The organism is Balneola sp. (assembly GCA_002694685.1).
Taxonomy (GTDB): domain Bacteria; phylum Bacteroidota; class Rhodothermia; order Balneolales; family Balneolaceae; genus Gracilimonas.
The window spans coordinates 129,676-153,920 of record NZMW01000017.1 but is presented as its reverse complement, the minus strand read 5'-3'; the positions used below and the strand labels follow the sequence as shown (position 1 = coordinate 153,920).

22 protein-coding genes and 1 tRNA gene are annotated in these 24,245 nt (G+C 42.0%); 15 read left to right on the top strand and 8 right to left on the bottom strand.

Annotation, left to right across the window (positions count from 1 at the left end; all coding sequences use genetic code 11):
* The first annotated feature begins 111 nt into the window (after window positions 1-111).
* From CL667_16730 to CL667_16710, 5 genes are all read left to right on the top strand, one after another.
* A complete protein-coding gene (locus CL667_16730) occupies window positions 112-1,917 on the top strand; it encodes a copper resistance protein CopA (GenBank protein ID MAL19344.1) in 1,806 nt (601 codons plus the stop codon).
* Window positions 1,918-1,964: 47 nt separating this feature from the next.
* Window positions 1,965-2,738, top strand: a complete 774-nt coding sequence (locus tag CL667_16725; protein ID MAL19343.1) for a copper resistance protein CopB — start codon at window positions 1,965-1,967, stop codon at window positions 2,736-2,738.
* A gap of 165 nt (window positions 2,739-2,903) precedes the next feature.
* A complete protein-coding gene (locus CL667_16720; GenBank protein ID MAL19342.1) occupies window positions 2,904-3,989 on the top strand; it encodes a hypothetical protein in 1,086 nt (361 codons plus the stop codon).
* Between the two features lie 29 nt (window positions 3,990-4,018).
* On the top strand, window positions 4,019-4,483 hold the full coding sequence (locus CL667_16715; GenBank protein MAL19341.1) for a hypothetical protein: 465 nt from the start codon (window positions 4,019-4,021) through the stop codon (window positions 4,481-4,483).
* 39 nt (window positions 4,484-4,522) lie between these two features.
* Window positions 4,523-4,951, top strand: a complete 429-nt coding sequence (locus CL667_16710) for a DUF4440 domain-containing protein (GenBank protein ID MAL19340.1) — start codon at window positions 4,523-4,525, stop codon at window positions 4,949-4,951.
* 1 nt (window position 4,952) lies between these two features.
* Here CL667_16710 and CL667_16705 read toward each other — a convergent pair whose 3' ends face one another.
* A complete protein-coding gene (locus tag CL667_16705) occupies window positions 4,953-5,162 on the bottom strand; it encodes a hypothetical protein (GenBank protein MAL19339.1) in 210 nt (69 codons plus the stop codon).
* 402 nt (window positions 5,163-5,564) lie between these two features.
* Here CL667_16705 and CL667_16700 point away from each other — a divergent pair, with 402 nt between their 5' ends.
* The 6 genes from CL667_16700 (at window position 5,565) to CL667_16675 (ending at window position 13,246) form a co-directional block, all read left to right on the top strand.
* Entirely contained in the window at window positions 5,565-6,845 is a 1,281-nt protein-coding gene (locus CL667_16700) for a hypothetical protein (protein ID MAL19338.1), read from the top strand.
* A 276-nt stretch (window positions 6,846-7,121) separates the two neighbouring features.
* Window positions 7,122-8,360 carry an efflux transporter periplasmic adaptor subunit gene (locus tag CL667_16695; GenBank protein MAL19337.1) on the top strand — a complete coding sequence of 413 codons (1,239 nt, stop codon included), beginning with the start codon at window positions 7,122-7,124 and terminating at the stop codon, window positions 8,358-8,360.
* 55 nt (window positions 8,361-8,415) lie between these two features.
* The gene (locus tag CL667_16690; protein MAL19336.1) at window positions 8,416-11,559 is read left to right on the top strand and encodes a CusA/CzcA family heavy metal efflux RND transporter; all 3,144 of its coding nucleotides are present in this window, start codon (window positions 8,416-8,418) and stop codon (window positions 11,557-11,559) included.
* 64 nt (window positions 11,560-11,623) lie between these two features.
* Window positions 11,624-11,989, top strand: a complete 366-nt coding sequence (locus CL667_16685) for a hypothetical protein (GenBank protein MAL19335.1) — start codon at window positions 11,624-11,626, stop codon at window positions 11,987-11,989.
* Window positions 11,990-12,006: 17 nt separating this feature from the next.
* Window positions 12,007-12,489, top strand: a complete 483-nt coding sequence (locus tag CL667_16680; protein ID MAL19334.1) for a metal-binding protein — start codon at window positions 12,007-12,009, stop codon at window positions 12,487-12,489.
* A gap of 175 nt (window positions 12,490-12,664) precedes the next feature.
* Complete coding sequence (locus tag CL667_16675) at window positions 12,665-13,246, top strand: hypothetical protein (protein ID MAL19333.1); 582 nt, start codon at window positions 12,665-12,667, stop codon at window positions 13,244-13,246.
* A 44-nt stretch (window positions 13,247-13,290) separates the two neighbouring features.
* Here CL667_16675 and CL667_16670 read toward each other — a convergent pair whose 3' ends face one another.
* From CL667_16670 to CL667_16655, 4 genes are all read right to left on the bottom strand, one after another.
* On the bottom strand, window positions 13,291-14,466 hold the full coding sequence (locus tag CL667_16670) for a hypothetical protein (protein ID MAL19332.1): 1,176 nt from the start codon (window positions 14,464-14,466) through the stop codon (window positions 13,291-13,293).
* A 225-nt stretch (window positions 14,467-14,691) separates the two neighbouring features.
* Window positions 14,692-14,765, bottom strand: a tRNA-Met gene (locus tag CL667_16665).
* Between the two features lie 183 nt (window positions 14,766-14,948).
* Window positions 14,949-15,911, bottom strand: a complete 963-nt coding sequence (locus tag CL667_16660; protein ID MAL19331.1) for a hypothetical protein — start codon at window positions 15,909-15,911, stop codon at window positions 14,949-14,951.
* A gap of 319 nt (window positions 15,912-16,230) precedes the next feature.
* On the bottom strand, window positions 16,231-17,211 hold the full coding sequence (locus tag CL667_16655; protein MAL19330.1) for a hypothetical protein: 981 nt from the start codon (window positions 17,209-17,211) through the stop codon (window positions 16,231-16,233).
* 371 nt (window positions 17,212-17,582) lie between these two features.
* On the opposite strand from CL667_16655, the gene CL667_16650 reads away from it, so the two are divergent.
* Entirely contained in the window at window positions 17,583-17,933 is a 351-nt protein-coding gene (locus CL667_16650; protein MAL19329.1) for a cytosine methyltransferase, read from the top strand.
* 225 nt (window positions 17,934-18,158) lie between these two features.
* Here the strand turns inward: CL667_16650 and CL667_16645 are convergent, their stop codons facing one another.
* Together CL667_16645 and CL667_16640 are read right to left on the bottom strand one after the other, a co-directional pair.
* Entirely contained in the window at window positions 18,159-19,316 is a 1,158-nt protein-coding gene (locus CL667_16645; GenBank protein ID MAL19328.1) for a DUF368 domain-containing protein, read from the bottom strand.
* The gene (locus CL667_16640) at window positions 19,301-20,005 is read right to left on the bottom strand and encodes a protein-L-isoaspartate O-methyltransferase (protein ID MAL19327.1); all 705 of its coding nucleotides are present in this window, start codon (window positions 20,003-20,005) and stop codon (window positions 19,301-19,303) included. The genes CL667_16645 and CL667_16640 overlap by 16 nt, the downstream gene beginning before the upstream one ends.
* A gap of 91 nt (window positions 20,006-20,096) precedes the next feature.
* Here CL667_16640 and lgt point away from each other — a divergent pair, with 91 nt between their 5' ends.
* The gene (gene lgt, locus CL667_16635; protein ID MAL19326.1) at window positions 20,097-20,933 is read left to right on the top strand and encodes a prolipoprotein diacylglyceryl transferase; all 837 of its coding nucleotides are present in this window, start codon (window positions 20,097-20,099) and stop codon (window positions 20,931-20,933) included.
* A 337-nt stretch (window positions 20,934-21,270) separates the two neighbouring features.
* On the opposite strand, the gene CL667_16630 is transcribed toward lgt, so the two are convergent.
* Window positions 21,271-22,539 carry a hypothetical protein gene (locus tag CL667_16630; GenBank protein ID MAL19325.1) on the bottom strand — a complete coding sequence of 423 codons (1,269 nt, stop codon included), beginning with the start codon at window positions 22,537-22,539 and terminating at the stop codon, window positions 21,271-21,273.
* A 191-nt stretch (window positions 22,540-22,730) separates the two neighbouring features.
* Between CL667_16630 and CL667_16625 the strand changes: the two genes are divergently transcribed.
* Window positions 22,731-23,480: a ZIP family metal transporter gene (locus CL667_16625; protein ID MAL19324.1), complete on the top strand. Its 750-nt coding sequence runs from the start codon at window positions 22,731-22,733 to the stop codon at window positions 23,478-23,480.
* A gap of 89 nt (window positions 23,481-23,569) precedes the next feature.
* Window positions 23,570-24,229, top strand: a complete 660-nt coding sequence (locus tag CL667_16620; protein ID MAL19323.1) for a glycosyl hydrolase — start codon at window positions 23,570-23,572, stop codon at window positions 24,227-24,229.
* Window positions 24,230-24,245: the final 16 nt, after the last annotated feature.

Sequence of the window (24,245 nt, the reverse complement as noted above, 5' to 3'; positions counted from 1 at the left end):
TAACTGTCAACTTCCTACATGTTAAAGCACAGAATCGAAGAGTATATTTAAAAACCTTATTATAAGTTCAACTTATGGGTTTGTTCTTCTTAACAAAAAAGTTTCAATTTAATGAGTAAAGATTCGAAAACTATATCCCGCCGAAAATTCCTTCGCTATACTGCTTCTCTGGGGGCAGTAGCAGGTATCAGTTCCATTCTTCCTGCTTATGCCTTCAACAATTTTAATATTGAAAAAGAAGTACTGACTCCTTCAGGCCCTAAAAATACACTTAATCTAACTATTGAATCTATCCCTATTGAAATAGATGGTAAAAAATCAAAAGCAATAGGGATTAATGGTAAAGTTCCAAGCCCGCTAATCCGCTTAAAAGAAGGAGAAGAGGTTCTCTTGCGTGTTACGAATAAATTGGATGAAGATACTTCCATTCACTGGCATGGCATTATTTTACCGTTTCAGATGGATGGCGTTCCCGGAGTAAGTTTTGATGGAATTAAGCCCGGAGAGACTTTTGAATACAAATATCCTGTTAAACAGAATGGAACGTATTGGTATCACAGCCATTCAAAATTACAGGAACAACTGGGGCATTATGGACCAATGATTATTGACCCGGCCAATGAAGACCCGGTTGAATTTGACCGTGAATACCCCGTTATACTTTCTGACTGGACGTTTGAAAGTCCTTATAAAGTGCTAAGTAAGCTTAAAAAAGCTGAGGGTTACTATAACTACCAACAACGGGATTTAGGCGAATTCTTCCAAGATGTGAAAAAAGATGGTTTTGGCGATGCAATGAGGAATTACCTTTCATTCGCTAAAATGAGAATGAGTGCTACCGACCTCGCTGATATTACAGGGGCTACCTATACTTACTTAATGAACGGGATGGGGCCGGATTCAAATTGGAATGCCTTGTTCAACAAAAATGAAAAAGTTCGATTACGTTTTATAAATGCTTCAGCCGGCTCCATGTTTGATGTACGCATTCCCGGACTTAAGATGACTGTTGTGCAAGCTGATGGCCAAAATGTTGAGCCCACCCCCGTGGATGAATTCCGTATCGGCATCGCTGAAACTTATGATGTGATCGTCGAACCCAATGAAGAAAAACCATTTACTATATTTGCTGAATCGTTGGATCGAAGTGGCTATGCACGTGGTACTCTGGCGCCCCGCGAAGGGATGGAAGCCCCTGTGCCCGAGCTACGGCCACGTCCTGAACGCAGCATGAAAGACATGGGAATGAAAATGGATATGGCCGGCATGGATATGGATGGTAGCATGAACATGGAAGGCATGGGCCATGATGGACACGGGGATATGAAGATGGATCACAGTGGCATGTCGATGACCAACAAAGCAGCTGAACCTGTTAAACACGGCCCGGACCACCATGGTATTGGTGCCGCGGCTATCGCCAACTACCAGTTTGACCGACTGGATGAACCTGGCATCGGGCTTGGTAAGGATGGGCGAAAAGTGCTGGTATATAGGGATCTTAAAAGTCTTGAACCAAATATAGATAAGCGTCAGCCTGAACGGGAAGTAGAATTGCATCTGACCGGAAACATGGAGCGCTACATGTGGTCGTTTGATGGAAAAGAATTCCATGAAGTTGATGGGCCTATTGAATTCCAACATAATGAACGCCTGCGATTAACATTGGTCAACGACACTATGATGGAACATCCAATTCACTTACATGGTATGTGGATGGAACTGGAAAATGGAAATGGAAACTATAATCCGAGAAAACACACGCTATTAGTACAACCAGCTCAAAGGATTTCAGCCCTAGTAACTCCACGCGATAAAGGGCGTTGGGCCTTCCACTGCCATATTCTGTATCACATGGAAATGGGAATGTTTAGGGTGGTTCAAGTAAGCGATGAAGATGGAGGTATTTACGAATGAATATTGTAACAAGAATAAAAATAAAAGTTGAATTACTATTAACTCTGATGAATTTAACTATTAAAAAAATTCGACCAACATTAGCATTAGCTCTTTTTATGTGTTCATTATTATTGGGGACAAATTCGGTAATTGCCCAAAAAGCCCCTCCATTTAGTAATGATATCATGCCGGATAATAAAACCTACTTCTTTTTCCAAGCTGATCGCTTTGAATATTATTCAATTGGGGATCCAAGTCCGATTGTGTGGGATGTCCAGGGTTATCTCGGTACAGACATCAATAAATTTTGGTATAAAGCTGAAGGCGAAGCGCTGACTTCTGAAAAAGAAGGAGAAATGGAATTCCAGGGTTTATATAGCCGTGCAATAACCTCCTATTTTGACATTCAGGCCGGTTTAAGATATGACCTTGCCTATAACTCTATCGAAAATAATACCCGTGGATTTGCGGTTGTTGGAATTCAAGGTCTTGCTCCCTACTTATTCGAAGTGGATGGAAGTCTTCAACTTAGTGAAGATGGAGATATATCAGCAACTTTTGAAGGAGAAATAGACTTGCTTATTACACAAAGATTGATTGCACAACCTCGTTTCGCTACTAATTTGGCCTTGCAGGAAGTTGAAGAATGGGGAGTCGGTTCTGGTATTAATAATGTTCAGCTTGGTTTTAGACTCAGGTATGAGATCCGACGTGAGTTTGCTCCTTATGTGGGTATATCGTGGAACCAAAAACTTGGTAGCACCGCTGACTTTGCCCGTCTGGAAGGTGGTGAGGTCAGCACCTTGGGCGTTGTGGGAGGCGTAAGGATGTGGTTTTAATACATTACATTCGATAGATAAAACTGGGTTTCAAATCGTTTAGGAAATATCGATGGGAATTAATCCCAATCCCTAACATTCTTTCAGATTCCCCTACATGCGTCAATTTTTAAAAAGATATTTATTAGAAGTAATCTTACTTAATCACGAGAATGATAAAATTAAATGATTGATATGAATTTAATACCCGAATGGGCGCTCAATATCCACCCGTTGGTGGTGCATTTTCCCATTGCTCTGCTTGTTGTGGCAGCAGGACTGAATTTGCTGACTTTCTTTATTCCGAAAAAATGGTGGGACGAGGGGAAAAATACTATTCTATATGGATTGGGAGCGGTTGCGGCTATCGCTGCTTATTATACAGGCCAATCAGCCGCCGACACCGTGTTTTTGCCCTCTCAAGCTCAATCGGTATTAAACAATCATGCCGACTGGGCATTTTGGACTGTCTGGTATTTTGGACTTTATGCAGCGGCACGCATCGCGCTTCATTGGTATAAAATAATGGACAAATTTAGTCTCAGAATCCTTGCATTTGTCATAGCTTTGCCCGGAGTGTTTCTTCTTTTTCAAACCGGAGACCACGGTGCCAAGTTGGTATTTGGTTATGGAGCTGGAACCGGACAGTTGTTAGAGCAGCAAAGTTCTGCGAATGCTTCTGCGACAACTGACAGCTTGCTTCAGTCAAATTCAACCTTCACAGTCAATGATAATGGGAATTGGTCATGGGAGATCGGCCCCAATGGTGTTAGTACGCTGCTATCAAAGTTCCAGTGGCTTGAAGGAGCTCCTCAGGATCTTCAGCCCTCAGTTGTTAAAAGTGGAGATAACTACTTAATACAATTGACTCCCGAATCATCTCCCAACTTTTTTACTGTACGAAATGTTTTACTAAATATGCAGGTCGATTATTACCTGGATCTGTCGAATTTTGATGGCGAGGTGGAGCTGGTCAACCATGTGCAAGATGCTCAAAATTACGATTTCGTCACCCTTAGTTCCGAAGGAACCATCACACAGGGACGGGTAATCGGGGGAGAAACTAACATTTTTGGTGAGGAAAGCTATTCGGCTTCCGGCATACTGTTTGTTCGTACAGTGGTCAACGGCACTCATTTCAGAGCGTATATTAACAAGGAGATGGCCGTTCACGGGCATGGAGATGCCCCGGAAACCGGGAAAGTTGGACTCCGGCTAAACGGAAGCGGTACTGTAATCATCGACAGCATTTCTTTAACACAACTCAATTAAATGACTATGACTCGTAAATTATTTATGAAATGTTAAGGATTGATTTCCTACTGCTTTTGATGCCTTTTTTTATTCTTATCGGGTGTGGAAACTCTGAGAATGAAAGATCCAAACCCGAAATGGTGGATGACTCCTTTAAGAATAACAGGTGGTACACAGAGTCACAATATAAAATGGGTAGGGTCGTATTTTCAGAAAACTGTGCCCGTTGTCACGGGACAAAAGGCCAGGGATTGGTAGAGAATTGGAAGAAGCCAAACCCTGATGGATCCTTCCCGCCACCTCCTTTAAATGGTACGGCACATACCTGGCATCATCCGATGGAAATATTAGTACAAACTATTAATAATGGCGGAGCACCATATGGTGGCAATATGCCAGCTTTCAGGGAAGTACTTTCTGAAGAGGAAAAAATAGCTGTTATTGCCTATATACAAAATTTATGGGACCAGAAAACCTACGATCGGTGGACTAATATGAATGCAAAATTTTGATCTTAAATTTTACAATTAAAACCAAATATGGTAAACCTTATGAATAAAATATTTACTCTTACATTAGTGCTAATTAGCATTTCCATGACAGCCCTGGCTCAACAGTCAGAAGAACAATCTGTTAGTAAAATACTGGGCGACTTCGAAAATGCCATTGTTGAAAATAACTCGGAAGTTGCTTCCAAATTACTTCATGATGATGTAGTCATTCTGGAAGGAAACAACAGTGAAACAAAAGAACAGTACCTTTCTCACCACTTTCATTCAGATGGTAGGTTTCTAAGTGCGATGAATCGTGAATTAATTTCTGAACAAATAACCATCGAAGGTAATGTAGCCTGGGTATCGTCCCAAACAAAAATGATCGGGACCTATAATGAACGAGAAATTGACCGAACCAGTCTCGAGTTAGCAGTTCTGAAGAAAGAAAAGGGAGAATGGAAAATTATTGCTTTGCATTGGTCCTGATTTAGGTGCAATTTTTATTCATTTGAACTGGAGGGCATGGAGTATCACCAAAAGAACAAAATACACAACAGTCATTTCTTTTCGGTTTTATAATCTCACTACAATTCGGGCACTGCCAAATGAATTGGCAGGCATCCTCAGGCATTTGTTCTTCCGAATGTGTTCCACATTCCGGGCAGGTAATAATAGAGCTTAAAATTATATCTTCCATATCGGGATTCATCTTAGTTTTTCCCCAGCTACGCTTTTGCCATCCAGGGCCTCAAGAATAGGGCACTCGCTTTTGGCCACATCGCCAGTACAGGAGTCAATGAGATTAAACAGCGGACCTTATATCCGTTGCAAGTCTTCAATTTTGTGAATCACATCCCGGTACTTCTTCTCGGCCTCCACTTAGTTCGTATTTTCAGCCATACTGAGCTCCAAAAATCGAATTAATTAGCCTTAATATCCTTCTCTTTTTTCTGTTTCACCATCTTGGTATAGCCACCTAACCTATAGAAATAAAAACTTCTTATGATTTAAGCTTCATTTAAGCATTCCCCTCGTAGTTTGGGTTAAATACAATATATCAAACTACGGGCTTTGTGCCTTTTAAACCAAGGATTTAGGAATGAAAAAAATAATGATAAAGGGATTTTTCTTCGGAATATCACTATTCCTTGTTTCATCTAATTTAAGTTTTTCTCAAACACCAGACTCCACATTATTACTGGATGAGCTTATACAAAAAGTATTAGAACAAAATCCAGAATTAATGGCTTCAAATAAAGACTGGGATGCCAGCAAAACTAAGATATCACAGGTAAAAGCATTACCCGATCCGACGCTAGGTTTAAATATCATGAACCTGCCGATCAACAGCTTTGCACTTGATCAGGAGCCTATGACAGGCAAGCAGGTATCCCTGATGCAACCGTTCCCTTTCCCAGGAAAACTTAGTCTGAAGGGTGATATTGCAAAAAGTGAGTCAGAGATAGCTTTGCATCGGTATAGAGAACTTAAGAATCAGCTTATAAAAAACACCTCTCAAGCTTATTACGACCTCTATTACATAGATCAAGCACTTGCAACAGTTGCGAAAAACCAAGAGTTGCTCAAGGAATTTGTAGAAATAGCCGAAACAAGGTATGGTGTGGGTAAAGGCACGCAACCGGACGTACTTCGAGCACAAGTAGCTCTTTCAAAAATGATTGATCAAGAACTCAAGCTTCTCCAACAGCGTGAAGCTGTGCAGGCCCGCATTAATACTCTATTAAACGACCCCGCTGATTCGCCGCTTGGCAAGGCTGTTGTTATGGAACCGGAACCCTGGACGGGCAAACTACAAACGCTCATTCAGCGAGCCGACAGTAGCAGCCCGGTACTTGCAGCATGGAAAACGGCCGTTAAGCAAAGCGGGCAAAAGGTAGATTTAGCACTGAAAGACCGATATCCTGATTTTTCAGTTGGTGTTGCTTATACCCAACGGAATGAACTGCAAAACGGGATGCAGGGCTATGATTTTGTCTCGGCTATGTTCAATGTTAAAATTCCTCTCTTTTTAAATAAAAAGCAGAATAAAAAGGTACAAGAGACCCAAATTCGACAGTCGTCTATAGAGTATCGCTATCAAAATGTAGCAAATTCCATTGAACAAAAACTTCAACAATCACTTACTGACCTTGAAAAAAACCAGAGACTCTTGGAACTGTACAGAACAGGGATTATTCCTCAGGCCGAAGAATCCCTGGAGTCATCAATAGCCGGGTATCAGAATGACAAGGTGGACTTCTTGTCTCTACTTGATAGTGAATTAACGCTTTTTCAGTTTCGCCTGGATTACCATCGCTTTTTAGCCGACTACCATAAAGCTATAGCAGATATAGAAGCACTAACCGGCACAGAGTTTTAAACCTTTTTCAAAATTTAAACAATGAGTACAACCATTATGAATACCAAATCAATATTACTATCCCTCGGAGCAGTTGTCGCCTTTTCACTAGGTGGTTACTGGCTGGGAACACAACAAACTACTGACAGTTCAGCATCTTCTACAGAAACCGCGGAAGAGATGCAGAATATGCCGAAGGCTGAATCAGATACCAGGCAAAAGGAAGATCGCGAAGTACTGTACTGGCAAGCTCCGATGAATCCAAGTGAAATTTATGATGAACCCGGTAAATCTAGTATGGGTATGGACCTGGTTCCGGTATATGCCGATGGAGCAAGCAGCTCGGAAGGGATGATATCAATAAATCCCGTGGTGGTACAAAATATGAATGTTCGAACGGCCAAAGTTCAGCAAAAAGATTTATCAACAGTCGTCCGTGCCGTTGGGAAAGTCGATTACGATGAACAAAAACTTTTTACTGTAAGTCCAAAAATTTCAGGTTGGGTTGAGCAGCTTTACGTGGATTATACAGGTAAAATGGTGCAACGGGGGCAACCGCTATTCAGTATCTACTCTCCTGAGTTGGTGACCACTCAGAGAGAATACCTGTTGGCTCTAAAAACCCAGAAAAAGGTAGCCTCCAGCAGTTTTGAAACCATCCGTTCTGGAGGAAGTAGCCTACTTGATGCTACACGCCAACGGCTAGAATATTGGGACATTCCTGATTCAGAAATAAAACAACTGGAACAAAGTGGGGAAGTCAAGAAAGCTATTACGCTAAAATCGCCTGCCTCTGGAATAGTGCTTCATAAAAATGCCATAGAAGGCGAGTATATAAAAGCGAGTACACCTGCGTATAAAATAGCAGATCTTTCAACCATTTGGGTGCAAACAAGCGTGTACGACTACGAGGTACCCTGGATTGAAGAGGGACAACCTGCACAAATGGAACTTTCCTATCAACCGGGTAAAACCTATGAAGGAATCGTTGCCTATGTATACCCCACCCTGGACCAGAAAACCCGAACCGTTCAGGTGCGGCTGGAATTTTCCAACCCTAATCTTGAACTAAAGCCGGGGATGTTTGCCAATGTCCGTATCCAAACGCGCCCTAAGAAAAACGTAACAGTTATTCCTAATGAAGCTATCATCAGAACCGGGGAACGTAATATCGTTTTTGTTGCCAAAGGAGACGGGGCGTTTGAGCCTCGCGAAGTAACCTTGGGTATGGAAGGCGGTGAACGAAACAATGAAATTGAAATATTGGAAGGCGTCAAACCGGGTGAAGAAATTGTTACTTCTGCTCAGTTCCTTTTCGATAGTGAAAGCAGGTTGCAGGAAGCGATTCAAAAAATGCTACAGCAAAAGCAAGATACCTCTGATATGGAGAATATGGACATGACCGGTGGCGAAATGAACCACGATGAGACACAAGTCGACACTATTGATCATTCAGATATGGATATGACCGGCGGGGAAATGAATCATGATGAAATGCCAGCCGACACTACCGACCATTCAACTATGAATATGTGAATCGATGGGCAAAGTTAAAGCACAAACCTTTTTAAACATTTTGGAGAATTAAGAAATGCTACAGAAAATAATTGAACTATCTGTAAATAACCGCTTTATGGTGATTATTGCCAGTATCCTGATACTGGCGGGTGGTACCTACGTGATGTATCAAACACCCGTGGACGCCATTCCCGATCTCAGTGATGTACAGGTCATTGTTTTCACCAAATATCCCGGTCAGGCTCCTCAGGTTGTTGAGGATCAGGTCACCTATCCGCTAACCACTACTATGATGTCGGTACCCAAATCTAAAGTGGTCCGTGGCTATTCATTTTTTGGACTTTCATTTATCTATATCATTTTTGAAGATGATACTGACATGTATTGGGCCCGAAGCCGGGTTCTGGAATACCTTAATACTGCAGGTAGTAGCCTGCCGGAAGGGGTTACGCCCACCCTTGGACCGGATGCAACTGGCGTAGGGTGGGTTTACGAATATGTCTTAGATGGCGGTGATCAGTATGATCTCCAACAACTGCGTTCCATTCAGGATTGGTTCCTGAAGTACGAACTACTCAGTGTGGACGGGGTAGCCGAAGTAGCCAGTGTGGGAGGCCATGTCAAACAGTACCAGGTAGAAGTGGACCCGGATAAACTGTTGGCCTATGACATTCCCCTCTCGAAAGTTAAAATGGCCATCAAGCGCAGTAACAATGACGTAGGCGGCCGCTTGGTAGAAATGAGTGAAACCGAGTTTATGGTTCGGGGAAAAGGATATATTCAATCTGTAGCAGATGTGGAGAATGTACCCATAGGAACCGATGGTAATGGCACCCCTATTCTCGTTAGAAACGTTGCCAACGTACATCTCGGGCCGGATCTGCGCCGCGGTGTAGCCGAGTGGAATGGTGAGGGAGAAGCAGTAGGCGGTGTGGTCATCATGCGGTTTGGGGAAAATGCACTGCAAACTATTGAAAACGTAAAAGCTAAGTTGAAGGAACTTGAAAGCGGTCTGCCGGAAGGGGTAACTATCAAAACGGCCTATGATCGTTCCAACCTGATTAAGCGGGCTATTGAATTCCTGCAGGATAAACTGCTGGAGGAAAGTATATTTGTAGCAATAATAGTAATAATATTCCTATTACATTTCCGAAGTTCACTGGTAATTATTATTAGTCTGCCAATGGGTATTTTGGCAGCCTTCCTGGTAATGTATTTCCAGGGTATAAATGCCAATATTATGTCGCTGGGAGGAATTGCTATTGCCATTGGTGTGATGGTTGATGCTGCCATCGTTATGGTTGAAAATGTCCATAAACACCTCGAACAGGATAGGGGCAAAAAGGATCACTGGAGAATTGTTATTGATGCGTCCAAAGAGGTGGGACCGGCCCTATTTTTCTCTTTGTTGATTATAACGGTGTCGTTTTTCCCGATCTTTGCTTTAGAGGGACAAGAGGGACGTCTTTTCAAACCCTTGGCATTTACCAAAACATATGCCATGGCTGCCGCAGCGCTGCTCTCTGTTACACTGGTACCGGTATTAATGGGCTACTTGATTCGTGGAAAAATTCAACCGGAGCATAAGAATCCAATTACCCGGTTTCTTATCTGGATTTATCGTCCAGTGATCAATTTTGTCCTACGTTTCAAGTGGACTACTGTTTTTGCCTCTGTTGTCATTCTTGGGCTCACGATAATTCCTCTGAATCGTCTTGGCTCTGAGTTTATGCCTCCCATCGAGGAAGGTGACCTTCTCTACATGCCTACAACAGATCCCGGAATCAGTATTACCAAAGCCAAGGAGCTGTTACAACAGACCGATAAAATTATAGCCACCTTTCCTGAAGTAGAATCGGTGTTTGGCAAAGCAGGACGAGCACAAACTTCAACCGATCCGGCACCACTGTCGATGTTTGAAACCATTATCCAGTTAAAACCTGAGGATGAGTGGCGTGAGGGTATGACTATCGACAAGTTAAAGCAAGAGATGGATGCAGCTATCAAAATACCGGGACTTACTAATGCTTGGACCATGCCGATCAAGACACGAATAGATATGTTGTCTACAGGAATAAAAACACCGATTGGCATAAAAGTAACCGGGCCAGATCTTCAAACGCTATCCGATCTCAGTTCGGACATAGCCTCGGTAGTACGAGATGTCCCAGGAACCTTGAGTGTCTTCGCTGACAAGACCACGGGTGGTAATTACCTGGACTTCAATATCGACCGTAAAGAAGCTGCCCGGTATGGACTTACGACCGGTGATGTACAAGATGTAATCCAATCTGCCATCGGTGGTATGAACGTAACAGAAACTGTGGAAGGACTCGAACGCTATCCGGTCAACGTACGGTATGCCCGGGAGACCCGTGAAAACCTGACGGATCTTGGACGGGTGTTAATCCCCACTCCTTCCGGTGCTCAAATACCCATTGAATACGTAGCCGACCTGCAGATCCGCAAAGACGCACCTGTGATTAAAACCGAGAATGCCCGCTATTCCAGCTGGATTTATGTGGACTTAACTACTTCTGATCTCGGAAACTATGTAAACCAAGCCCGACAAACCGTGGAAGAACGACTGGACATGCCTTCCGGGTATAGCCTAACCTGGAGTGGGCAATATGAATACATGGAGAGGGCCAAAAAGCGCCTTCAGGTGGTAGTACCAATCACCTTGCTGATTATTTTTCTGCTGTTATACTTCAACTTTAAAAATCTACAGGAGAGTATAATTGTGCTGCTGACATTACCCTTCTCGCTGGTAGGTTCGTTCTGGCTCATGTATATCCTGGGGTATAACCTGAGTGTGGCTGTGGGTGTTGGTGCCATTGCATTGGCAGGAGTAGCTGCTGAACTTGGCGTGGTTATGCTTACCTATCTCGACAATGCTTACAACGAACGCAAATATAATGACAAAATGAACAACCTTGAAGACCTTAAGCATGCTGTTATGGAAGGCTCAGCCCAACGTATACGGCCGATATTTATGACCGTCTTTTCTACCACCGGCGGGCTGCTACCTATAATGTGGGGTATAGGAACTGGTGCAGCTGTAATGAAGCGTATTGCTGCACCTATGGTTGGAGGTATGGTTACTGCAACCATACTCAGCTTAGTTGTACTCCCAGTGGTGTACTACCTCTGGAAGAGTCGAGAAGTGAAACAACTGACAAAAACAACGGGCGAAGATCAACAATTAACTAATTGACAAACAGAAATAAGATCTGGCAGGTTTTTCAAACTTGCCAGACCTAACAAAAAAGGTAATAAGTATGAATGAAGTCAAAGCATTTATTCGCAAACGAAAAGCAGAACAAGTCATTGACGGGCTGGAAGCGCAAGGTTTCTGCTGCATGACACTAATCGATGTAATGGGACTGGGTCGAATGTCGGACCCGGAAAAAGCCCAGCTTTCAGTCAGCATTGCTGAACGATTTACTAACATTGTTAAACTCGTGGTGGTGTGTAGTGAAAAAGATACCGAGCGGGTAGTCGAAATCATTCGAAACAAGGGTCGCAGTGGACAGCCCGGGGATGGAATTATATATGTGACTCCGGTTAGTAAATCTGTTCATATTAGATCAGGAGACTCGGGTAGTGACTTCTTACAACATGAACGACGTAACCCTACCTCTTAACAAAGATTTAAAGACTCATGAAGAAGTATAAAAAACCAATTCTTTATCTAAGTATTATCATCATTTCAGGTATTACAATATGGGCTTTCGCTAAAAAGTATAATCGGATTTCTGAGTCTATTAATTCGGATCTACCTGAAGTAGTCATGTACAAGAACCCACAATGTACTTGTTGTGATAGATGGGCCAGTTATCTTAGAAAACAGGGCTATCCTGTATCAGTGAACATTTCAAGCGAAATGATATCGATTAAAGAAACTAATAATATGCCTTTAAATCTGGCATCCTGCCATACTGCTTTTGTCGATGACTATATTGTGGAAGGTCATGTTCCTGTGGAGGACATCAATAGAATGCTTGAAGAACGACCTGACGCTGTAGGTATCGCTGCACCTGGTATGCCTGCTGCCTCTCCCGGGATGGATATAGATACAGATGATTCATACGAGGTCAGGCTTTTTGATCAAGAAGGCAACTCAATTTTATATGCAACTCATTAATTAATTATAAACGTATTTACCGGTTATAAATAAGGAGACTATCAGTGCAGCCTTCTTGACCGGTAAATACTTAATGATGTGAGTTTTAGATAGACAAACTGTCTCTTTGATAATTTAAGTTTGATTTAAGCTCCTGGTATTATATTCATTTAAGCGATGAAACAATGGTTAAATCATGGATAAAACGGACACAATTATTTATATAAAAAACATGGTTTGCCCGAATTGCTTATTAATAATTAGAAATATTTTTAAGCAGGAAGATATATCAATAGAAAGTATTGACTGGGATAAAGCTGCGATCAAGGTTGATAAATTACCCCAGCCATACCCTGAGAAAGTAGAAAAAGCTATTGAACCTTACGGATTCAAAATTATCTCTTCATACAACGAAAAGGTGTCAGAGCAAATAAAAATCACTCTAATCAAATGGATTTATTTTAGTGAAGAAATCGTGGACAATGCACGTCTCAAAGAACTATTGGAGTCAAAATTCCAAACTAAATATTTAGTTTTAGACCCGCTCTTTAAAAAAATAAATGGGTATAACATACAAGATTATTTCGATCTATTAAGACTAGAGCGTTTTAAAGAATTACTTAGCTATAATGAAAATTCATTTACAGAGATATCTTTGAGCTTGGGTTTCAACGACTTTGAAGAAATTCAGCATTTAGTCAGGACTAATTTAAATTGTTCAATTAGTAAATTTAAAAAGACTAGCTTCTATCACCGAAAACCAATTGATCACCTCTAAATAATTCATTACCTAATATCTGAACAAATAGAATCTACTTTGGGTCAAATTGAGTCCATTTTGTCTTTTAAAAGCTTTACCGTTAAATGAGTGTACTTTTCAGTCACCTTTTGACTCGAGTGACCTGCCATATAGCTTGCCTCAGCCGTATGAAAACCTTTTTCAATCCAGGTAGTTACGGCTTGGTGTCGCATACCGTGTAAAGTACGAGAGGTTGGAATTCCAGCTTCCTTACAATAGCGCTTAAATTCCCGATACACTCTCATCCCACGAACCGGTTGGCCTTTTGTATTTCCACCCGTGTAAATAAACACATAGTCACTGGGGCTTATCTTACCACGAATCTTTAAATACGCATCCAGTTCCTTTTTTAATTCATTGATGATTGGAATCAGCCGTTCTTTTCGGCCTTTGGTGGGTGGTAGTGATATGTAGCTTAGCTCTCCATTTTCATAGATCAGATTTTCACCCTTCAATCCGGAGTAGGATAATTCTGGATCATAAGCCGCTTCATGTTTTCGGAGTCCACCATAGAAGTACAAAGACACAATAGGCTTGAACCAATGTTGAACCAAATTAGGGTCAAATTCGGGCAAGTCTTTCTTTCTGGATAACTCTTCATCGAATTTCTTATAAAGAATTCCAAGTTCTTCCTCAGAAATCATTTTAGGCCGGGTATTTTCTCTAATTCGGGGCAGATCTTCTTTTAGCATAGTGAAATAATCTTTCTCCACAATGTTCTTTTTCAGCAGAAACTTCCACCAAGATCGAAAATGTCGGAAGTAGTAGTGCCTTGTTGCTGAAGTAATGCCCTTCTTGAAGATTACATTTTCAAAATGGTAGCTCAGTACATTTGTTGGATGCACATCCGATAACTCATTTAATTCCACAAAATGATCTAAAGCTCGCTGGTAGGCTCCAATGGTTGCCGGGGAAAGATGGTTTTTTGATTTGTAGAATAATTCAATGGATTCACCCACTGTATTGCAAAGAACAGTTTCTTTCTGCGTATTTCTTTGCAATTCTTTTTTGGGATCGAAACCATTTGCGAAGGGATTGATCCTGCCCAATGATTCCAGCTTTTCCAGTTCTTTAAGCATTTTCTCGGCCACGTCTTTATGTCGGGTGCCCAATGCTTTTCGAGTAGATTTCACTTTTCCGTCAACAGAAGTTCTCCAGTTGATCGAATAATATTTGCCGCGTTTTGTTAGAAATGCCATAGTAGTTTCCTTTTTAGTTGAGAGTTAGAAGCGACTCTCAAAAACCTGAACTACTTACTTTTTTCATGTACACCAAGATGTACACCAAGAATGGGAAAATTAGGGAATGAATTGTACACTTTTGTTCCCTTCCATTCGATTACAAAAGTAAGTAAATGAGCTTTTTTTTAAAGGAGGAGGACAAATAAGGGGGTATTTAAACCCTGAGATCGTTAATTAAAAAAGTGGGCCTGGCAAGACTTGAACTTGCGACCTCTCGATTATGAGTCGACTGCTCTAACCAACTGAGCTACGGGCCCATTCTTAAATTTGAAAGGGCTGCAAATTTACAAGGTTTCCCATCCAGATAAAAGCCTTTTTTGGCTTTCATTCCAACTTAATCAAATTATATAGCCTCGACATAAAAAAGCCTGCGCCACCCGAAGGAATCACACAGGCTTTATCCACTCACTCCATTTCAACTTCAGCAACTAGTACGTTTGTTAAGTTGGCCGTACGGTTAGCAATGGCTTTTTCAAATGCTGTGCCACTATTCCGGTGGTTGAACCCAGCAAGATTCGCGCAATACCGGTACGACCATGTGTGCTCATCACTACCAAGTCGGCATTTTCATTGGCATAATCACAGATTTCAGTATGGGCTGAGAAGCCTTTCTTAACAATACTGATCACCTTCACCGATTGGATTTCACTTGCTTTTTGATGTACCAGCATTTCTTCGAAATCAACACCGGTGCGTTCCATCTTGAATCCAAGCTCCTCATTTTGTTCAAAGAACTTGCTGATGTTTTTAATGATTGAATTATACACCGCTTCATCATTTTCTACGGCATAAGGAATTACCTCCATACCCAATGAATATGGCTCAATGATGTGAAGCATTGTGATTTGTGCTTCAAAGGCGTTGGCCATGTCAAAGGCTTGCACTAATGCCGAAATGGAGTCATCAGATCCATCCACGGTAACAAGGATTTCATGGATGTCTTTCTTATCAAAAGCCTTTGAAATAGTTAGTACTGGTTTTTTTGTGTACCGGATAACTTTCTCGGCGACATTGCTTCTAATGTGATCGGATTCATGCGCGCCCTTATTACTCATTATAACCAGGTCGTAATGACTCTCATTAGCTTTATTGGATATCACTTCCGAAGGCTTCCGACCTACCAGATTGATAAGTTGCCCACAATGTTCTTTGGGGATAAATTCTTCAGCGATCTCATGCAATTTTTGATTGGCTGTTTTCAGCACTTTAGGGTACAGATCTTTTTCCATATCAAACGGAACTCCCAAATGCTGCATACTTTCATCATAATAGCTCATAAGGGGAATTACGTGGATGAGGTCGACTGTGCTATCGAATAACTCAACAAACTTTGCGGCCATTTTTATCGCTTCCAGCGAAGCCTCAGAAAAATCGGTGGGCACCAAAATATGACTAGCTCTCATAACAACCTCCGGTTAATTAGTTGTTACCGGAAGGTGTGTATTTACTGTGAAGTTTGAATGAAGAAAAAACGGGTTTAATTTAGAAGAAATTGATAGTTCCTTACCCACCGGGACCCTATCTCTTTCTCTTTCCCTAACGGACAAAGTCCGCCAAGGAAAGAGGACGCGTTGGTGAAGTTTTCCCTCTATTCTACTTTCTGATTCTTATGATAAGAATTTAACACTGCCGTTCTTCAGGCGTCTCCTTCCTTGCAAGCGCCAAGCGCAGGAGGGAAGGAACAAGGATGGGTTCCAGAGATGCTTGATTATTCCCCGCCCTCTACTCTTCTAAATCCGGCTTTATAGTAATCTGAGGTTTTTTAAGATGCTGAATGACCTGTTCTGTCGTTGAACCGAGTAACATTCGGGATAATCCAGTTCTTCCGTGAGTACTCATCACTACCAAGTCTGCGTTTTCATTGGCATAGTCCACAATCTCATGATGGGCTACAACAGACTTCAAAATCACGGATTTAAAATTAATTTTGACATCTCCACCCTCTTCATGGCGGACTAATATATCTTCGAAATCTTCCTTACCGTCTTCTATGCTAAACTTGAACTGCTCATGATCTTCAAAGAAAGTTTTTAAACGTCCTTTTAAGCCTCCGTAAACATTTTTTTCATCGATTGATATACCAACCGGCTCAATGTCTTGAATATCGTAGGCATACATTTCAACAACATTCAGTAATTCAATTTTTGCGTTGAATTTTTCAGCGACATCAAAAGCCATAGGGATAGCAGCCATAGAGTGCTCCGAATAATCACACGGCACTACAATGGTGTTGATGTTTTCTGAATTCATTTTATCAGAAAGTGTTAAAACCGGTGTCTTAGAGCGGCGAATAATTTTGTCGGTTACACTTCCATGAAAAAATTCAGCATGATGCTCCCCTTTCGCACTCATGATTACAAGATCATACTTTCCTTTTTTAATCTGCTTAAGGATAGAGTCTGAGGGCTTACGGTCGATTGATATTAAATATTCTCCCCGTTTTTCTTTCTTTTTGATATGCTCATTTGCAAAGGTGCTAAGCCTCTTACGCTGATCCTCTACAACTTTGGGATAGACCTCTTTGTCCATATCAAGTGGTATGCCCAACTTATCAAAGCTATCCCCTAAATATTTCGATAAAGGGATAACGTGCATCAGGTCTACCGTGCAATCAAATTTCTCAATGAATAGATCGGCTGATCGCAGGGCTGCATTTGACTTTTCGGATAGATCGGTAGGTATTAACATTCGATCGACTTTCATAGCTGCTCCTTGTTTTATGTGAAGAACTAACTCTAGTAATATAATAAGTTAGTCGTCAATTATGTTCCATATTGAGAAGGTATTGAGGTTGTTTTTTCAGGAATTGAGCGGCGCCCTGCTTAACGGAACCCTATCTCTGTCTCTTTCCCTAACGGACAAAGTCCGCCAAGGAAAGAGGACGCGTTAGTTAGAGTTATACCATATACTACTTTCTATTTCTATGGAATAAACCTACATATCATCTATTTCATGGGTCTCCTTCCTTGCAAGCGCCAAGCGCAGGAGGGAAGGAACAAGGAAGGGTCCCGGAGATGCTTGATTATTCCCCCAATTATATATCTATTCCTAGCATGTATATAACCTGGAAATCAATAACGGAAATCGCCCGAGAGCTTCGAAGTACTCCAACCTCATCAGAGAAAAAACTTTGGGGAGTTCTGCGAAGAAGACAACTAAAAGGCTACAAGTTTCTTCGTCAAAAACCATTTGTGCATGAGCAGATTCAAAATAACAGATACTTTTATATAGCAGACTTCTACTGCGCTGAGTTAAAATTGGTTATCGAGGTTGATGGTAAAGTCCATGAATTTCAAAAAGCATGCGATTACCAGCGGGATTTGGTATTGAACGACCTTGGGCTAAGAGTTTTACGAATAAAGAATGAGGAGCTTAAGGATATGGATGGGGTTATTTCGAGGATTTTGGTTTTTTTGGAAGAGTAATAGAGCGGCGCCCTACCCACCGGAACCCTATCTCTGTCTCTTTCCCTATCCCGCTAGGCGGGACAAGGAAAGAGGACGCTTTGGTGAAATTTTCCCTCTATTCTACTTTCTGCTTCTTATGATAAGAATCTAACACTGCCGTTCTTCATGCGTCTCCTTCCTTGCAAGCGCTAAGCGCCGGAGGGAAGGAACAAGGAAGGGTACCAGTGGTTTTGAAGGGAATACTTATTTCTTACGAAGCATATCCAGTCCGCCTACCATCATCATCCCAACAAGAATACCGACTATTCCGCCCCATACATTTGGGTCATCATCAGATTTAGATCCCCACCAACCCGGAATGAAAGGTTCAGATTTAATGAGCTTGTTCTTTACAGTTTCAATTTCAACCTGCTTCATCTCATCAAAAGTGGATTCAGCATTGCTGATTTCACCGATACGTTCGTACTCAGGCAGATTCGTATTTGGAGGATTCTCCATTAGCTCTTGAACTTTCGGGTGATTCATATATTCAACCTGAGTCACTTCGGCCTTCTGCACAAAATCCCGATGCTGATATGGCCAGATTACGTATAAAGACCCAATCAAAAAACCAATTAAAACCGCTATAGTTTGTGGATGATATTTGGAAAGCAACCAGGATAAGAATCTTGAAAAAGCTGCCAAACCAACTATGGCACCAAGCATAAAAGGAAGAAGACCAAGCAAACCGTCAACCGTTTCTACACCACCTATTTTTCCGATTTGAGAAAGCAGATAGTCATATTTTCTCATTATCAGGAGTAAATAGGAACCGGAAATTCCCGGTAAAATCATTGCACAAATTGCAATACTTCCACTCAGAAATACAAAAGCGGGATGTTCGGGTGTGTCGGCCGGAACCAGAGACACAATCCAGATTCCAAAAGCCATTCCCAGCACCAACATCAACATTTCGGTTTTAGTAAAACGCTCTAGTGCTTTTATCAGGATGTAGATGGAACCGACAATCAGCCCAAAAAATAAGCCGTATACAATTTCAGGTTCGGTAAACATGTACACTTGAAGCGGTACTACTTTTGTGAAAAATGCGAGTGCAGAAAAAATACCCAGAAATAAAGCTGCTAAGAAAAACAGATGAATCTCTTTGAAAGCCTGCTTCCATTTCAGCGTAAAGAATAGCTTTATGAAATTACCATTTACACTTTTGATGGCATTCAGCAGCCGTTCATAAATCCCAACGATCAATGCCATGGTACCACCACTTACACCGGGCACGATATCAGCTGAGCCCATCAAAAAGCCCTTGAGAGTCAGGAAAGGTGCTTCTTTAAAAGTGGTAGTGTCTTTAGGCGAATTCGACGTTTCTTCTTGTTCTTGCTCAGGCACTATGATCCACCCCATCCTTTTTCGCCAATAAGGGGCACAAATTTAAAGTCAGCCAATTCTTCACGCTCATATTCATTTTCTGAAACTCTTGTTATTCGAAGCATCATTTGTTTTTTATCATCACCTACAGGTATCACCAGCCTTCCGCCCACACTAAGCTGCTGAACCAAATCATCTGGCACCACGGGTGCACCGGCTGTAACAACAATTCCGTCATACGGAGCATAGGTAGACCAACCTAGCGTACCATCTCCAACTTTCAGCATAGCTCGGTAGCCGAACTCACGAAGCACCTCTTTCGCCTTATGATAGAGGTCATTATGGCGCTCCACACTATATACATTAGCCCCCAATTCACATAAAACCATACACTGATATCCGGACCCGGTGCCGATTTCTAATATTTTATCCCCTTTTTCTATAGCCAGTAATTCCGTTTGAGCAGCTACTGTAAAGGGCTGAGAAATAGTCTGCCCCATGCCGATCGGTAATGCAGTGTCGTTGTAAGCCTTTGAATGGAGTGCAGTATCAATAAGTTTGTGGCGAGGAATCTTCTCAATGGCATTTAGTACGCGCACGTCTTCAATACCTTTCTTGCGCAAAGTTTCTACCAATTGCTTCCGCGGCCGGACAAATCTGCGTTCTTGTGGCAAACTAATTCCTTGTTTTGATCCCTGTTTTTGTCTTAAAACAAGTATAGGCATTTGATTAAAAAAATGAGTTAAGAAATTGGTTTTAGTTTCACTTTCTCATTTGTGCTCTTATTTTCCGATGAACTTTCTTACAATCTCCTTTATGATCGCATTATTGCAAAACCTGACCTGGGGCATTGACCCCGAAATTTTCTCCCTTGGCCCTATTGCTCCTCGTTGGTATGGCTTACTTTTTGCCGGTGCTTTTGTATCTGGCTACATGTTTGGGGTGAAGATGTGGAAAGACGCCGGACGAAAAGTCGAAGAGATGGAAAGTATCCTGACCTGGATTTTGGTGGCTACTGTAATTGGTGCGCGCCTGGGTCATGTCATTTTTTATGATCCCTCCTATTATCTGCGAAACTTAGATCAGGTTCTGGCAATCTGGAATGGAGGCCTGGCAAGCCATGGCGCGGCAGTTGGGGTCATTATCGCTTTATATTATCAAGCCAAAAAAGCCCCAAAAATGAACTTTTGGTGGTTAGCTGATCGTGTGGTTATTCCTTCCGCAGTTGGAGGGGCTTTTATACGAACGGGTAATTTTTTCAATTCTGAAATTGTCGGCTCCGCTACTGATGCTCCTTGGGGCGTAATCTTTGCTAACCTCCCCGGACCGGCAGGAACCATTCCACGCCACCCAACTATGCTGTACGAAGCATTGCTCTGCCTTGCTGTATTCGCTGTACTCTGGTTTCTTTATAAGAGATATAAAGCCCATCCACCAGAAGGCTCTTTGTTTGGTATTTTCTTAATTATGCTTTTTACAGGAAGATTTTTTCTGGAATACACCAAGATCCCACAAGCTGATTTTGCCACCGAGTGGGCGGTAAATATGGGGCAGCTGCTAAGTATCCCAATGGTGCTAATTGGATTATATATCGTGTTTAAGAAGGTAGACTGGGGGAAGCGATCCAGCTCAATGGCTAATCCGAACCCCTAAATCAAAAAAGTCCCATAAAGAGTAAAGCCTCTTTAAATATTTTATGCCTGGGTTTGATTCCTATAGACATACACTATAAATAGCGAAAAGAACTTCATCTGACGACTCCAGTTCGTCCGATGAATGCTTAAAGGTGAGCACTTTGCATCCATCTTTTGACGGATACCGTGCTTTATAAGCTTGCTATCCTTGGCAATCGTCAGACCGCTTAAGCATCATATCCCTGTTTAGATTCTTTACTGAAGCGGTCGGACGAAACCGGAAAGAACCATTCTGCGAAAATCCATCAGATCCATGCCATCTGTTTTCTATTCCTGCGCTACCATCAAACTCAGCTTTAGAGGCTAATCACAAAACGGGTTCCAACAACAAAAGCATTATCTAAAGTGGCATTAAAGCCTGGGTTGATGACATACTGAACGTTTCCCTGAAGTTGAACATGATCGTTTATTATAAACTGGTGGGTCACTTCCACATTGGTTTCCGCTTTTTCGGGACGTTGACCTGCAATAAACCGGCTATCAATAAAAGGTGAACTTGCTGCTGCATAAGCTAAAGCCAAACCAGTCTGGTCATAAGGGCGATTTGGCAACAATCCTCCAAGTACTAAACCAGCGCCAAAAAATTGACCCAAAAAATTAACATCAGGATTTGCCAATCCAGCTCGTGTAAATACCCTTAAGCTCTTTGGCGATTCCTGGGCATCAGAAAAAACCTGGTATTCACCCAAAGCATAAATACCATATTCGTTTCCCGTTCTGTTTGGGTTATCGAGTTCAGCCCTTTCCCTGGTGTAGTACCAGCCACCTAAAGCAAGATTGTTATCAGATTCAATTCCAGGAGCGAGTATATTTTTGAGCCTGGTTGTACTATTTCGCATGTCCAAACTGGTGCCTGAAGAATGGTATCCTACTTCGCCTATCATAAATAAACCATCACTTTTCCTCAGCAATACTTTAGTGCCTTTTGTATTTCCCGGATCGGAAGGCACCCCATCTAATACGGCTCCCTGAATAATTAGTCCTTTTGAAGGATTCACTTTAATTCGGGCTCCTAATGATGTATATGGGAAAATGGAGGGCCCCGTCACTCCGGTTAAGGCAATCGTTGGGTCAATGCCATGAGAACTGTTTAAGAACAGAGCACTGCTATTTAACGCATTGAACTCGGAATTCACATCATACAAACCCACTAAAATCGAGCTCCGTGCAGACAAGAACTTTTGTTGGGCCCAAAATTCATAAATCCGCCAGGAATTTTCAGCTTCAATATTACTGACTCCCTGAACATCACCTACTAGTCCCGAAATACTCCCTCCCTGATTTCCCATTCCATATAGATACATCGAAGTTCCCTCAAGGCCGGATGTTAACTTCCCAAAATCAACCTTCAAATCTACATCAATGTTATCTAAATAGCGGATACCCATATCATTCCCTCCGGCTATATTCGAGAACACATCTCCGGTATAGCTGGCACCCACTTCGTAAGGGTTTTCACCTGCCGTATTCTGACCAAATAGAAGAGCCGGGTTGGTTACATGGACAAGAAAGCAAAGAAAACTTGCGATAAATACTCTGCGAAAATGTATGGAGAAGTTGTTCAATGAAAGCTCCTTAGGCTGCTAGTGTTTTTATTTACTCCTTTTAATGTGATCACGTTTTAGATCATTCGATTATCAGTTATCGGCTTTTTTTAAGCTATCTTTATTTTGACTGCTTTTAAACTACGGGTACTTGGTCCGCTACTTAGGGAATAACGATGTTGATCTCTATCTTTGAGAACCAACAAATGTCTATGGAACTACTTTCGACTCCCTACATACAGGTTTTTTTATATGCTCTTCTCACTGCTGTAGCTACCGGCTTGGGAGCAGTTCCTTTTTTCTTCATCAAAGACATTTCTCCGGCACTGCTTGGTCGTTCTAACGCAGTTGCATCCGGATTAATGCTTGCAGCCAGCTATAGCCTCATCATGGAGGGCTACAATATAGATGAATGGATGACTCTAGGCGGTATGTTGGCAGGCGTGGTCTTGGTTGTACTCGCTAACTCTTGGATGGAAGGTCGGGCTGATGTCGAAGTCGAGGATTTAATAAGCGGTAAGCGGAAACAAATGCTTCTTTTTTTAGGGATCATGACGGTTCACTCTTTTGCTGAAGGTGTCAGTGTAGGGGTTTCTTTCTCAAGCACAATGGAATTCGGAGTTTTCATCGCCATTGCTATCGCGGTTCATAATATTCCGGAAGGTTTGGCAATCAGCCTTGTGATGGTTCCACAAGGAGTCTCTCCTCTTAAGGCCGTTTGGTGGAGTATTTTCTCAAGCCTTCCCCAGCCGCTAATGGCGGTGCCCGCTTTTCTTTTTGTGGAAGTTTTTAAGGAATATCTGCCCTTCGGCTTAGGCTTTGCTGCAGGCGCTATGATCTGGATGGTTTTTGCTGATTTAATCCCTGAGGCCCTGGAGAAGTGTGAGCCTAAGAAGGTTGGTCTTTGGGTAACCTTAGCCATTCTCGCTATGAGTGCCTTCCAGATTTTAATAGGACATTAAAAGCTGAAAGGCATTTTGATTGATCGATTAAATTGGCTTTTTTTAGAAAATTTATTTGCCTTCGTGCTTAACCAGTTAAAGCCTTAAACATGAATACCAAGCTCAACAAGCTTACCTGCCTGCTTGCCTTTTTTTCTGTCTCTTTATTTGCCTGCACAAAAACTGAGAAACCTGTTGAAAATCAATCTCCCGAAAATGAATGGGTTTCTATCTGGGATGGAGAAACACTAGAGGGCTGGAAAGCAGCCGAGAATCCGGATGCCTTTTCTGTTGAAGACGGCAAGATTGTCGTAAATGGAACCCGTGGGCACCTTTATTATCAAGGACCGGTAGCCGATGCCAACTTCAATGACTTTGAGTTTAAAGCTGAGGTTTATACCCTGCCTGATGCCAATTCAGGAATCTTTTTCCACACTCAATACCAGGAAGAAGGATGGCCACAACAGGGTTATGAGGCTCAAGTTAATGCTACATATGATCCTGATCCGCGTAAAACGGGAAGCCTCTATTCTGTTAATGATGTTATGAATAATGCACCTCATCCTGATGAAGAATGGTTCACTTACCATATCATTGTTATAGATAAAAACATCACTTTTAAAATTAATGATGAGACGGTTATGGAGTTCACCGAACCCGACGACAGGGAAGGAACCGTCAAGCTCAGCAGCGGCACCTTTGCCCTTCAAGCCCATGATCCTGACAGCAAAGTTTACTATCGAAATATCAGGGTCAAAAACCTCAACTAAATCCAGCCTGAAATGT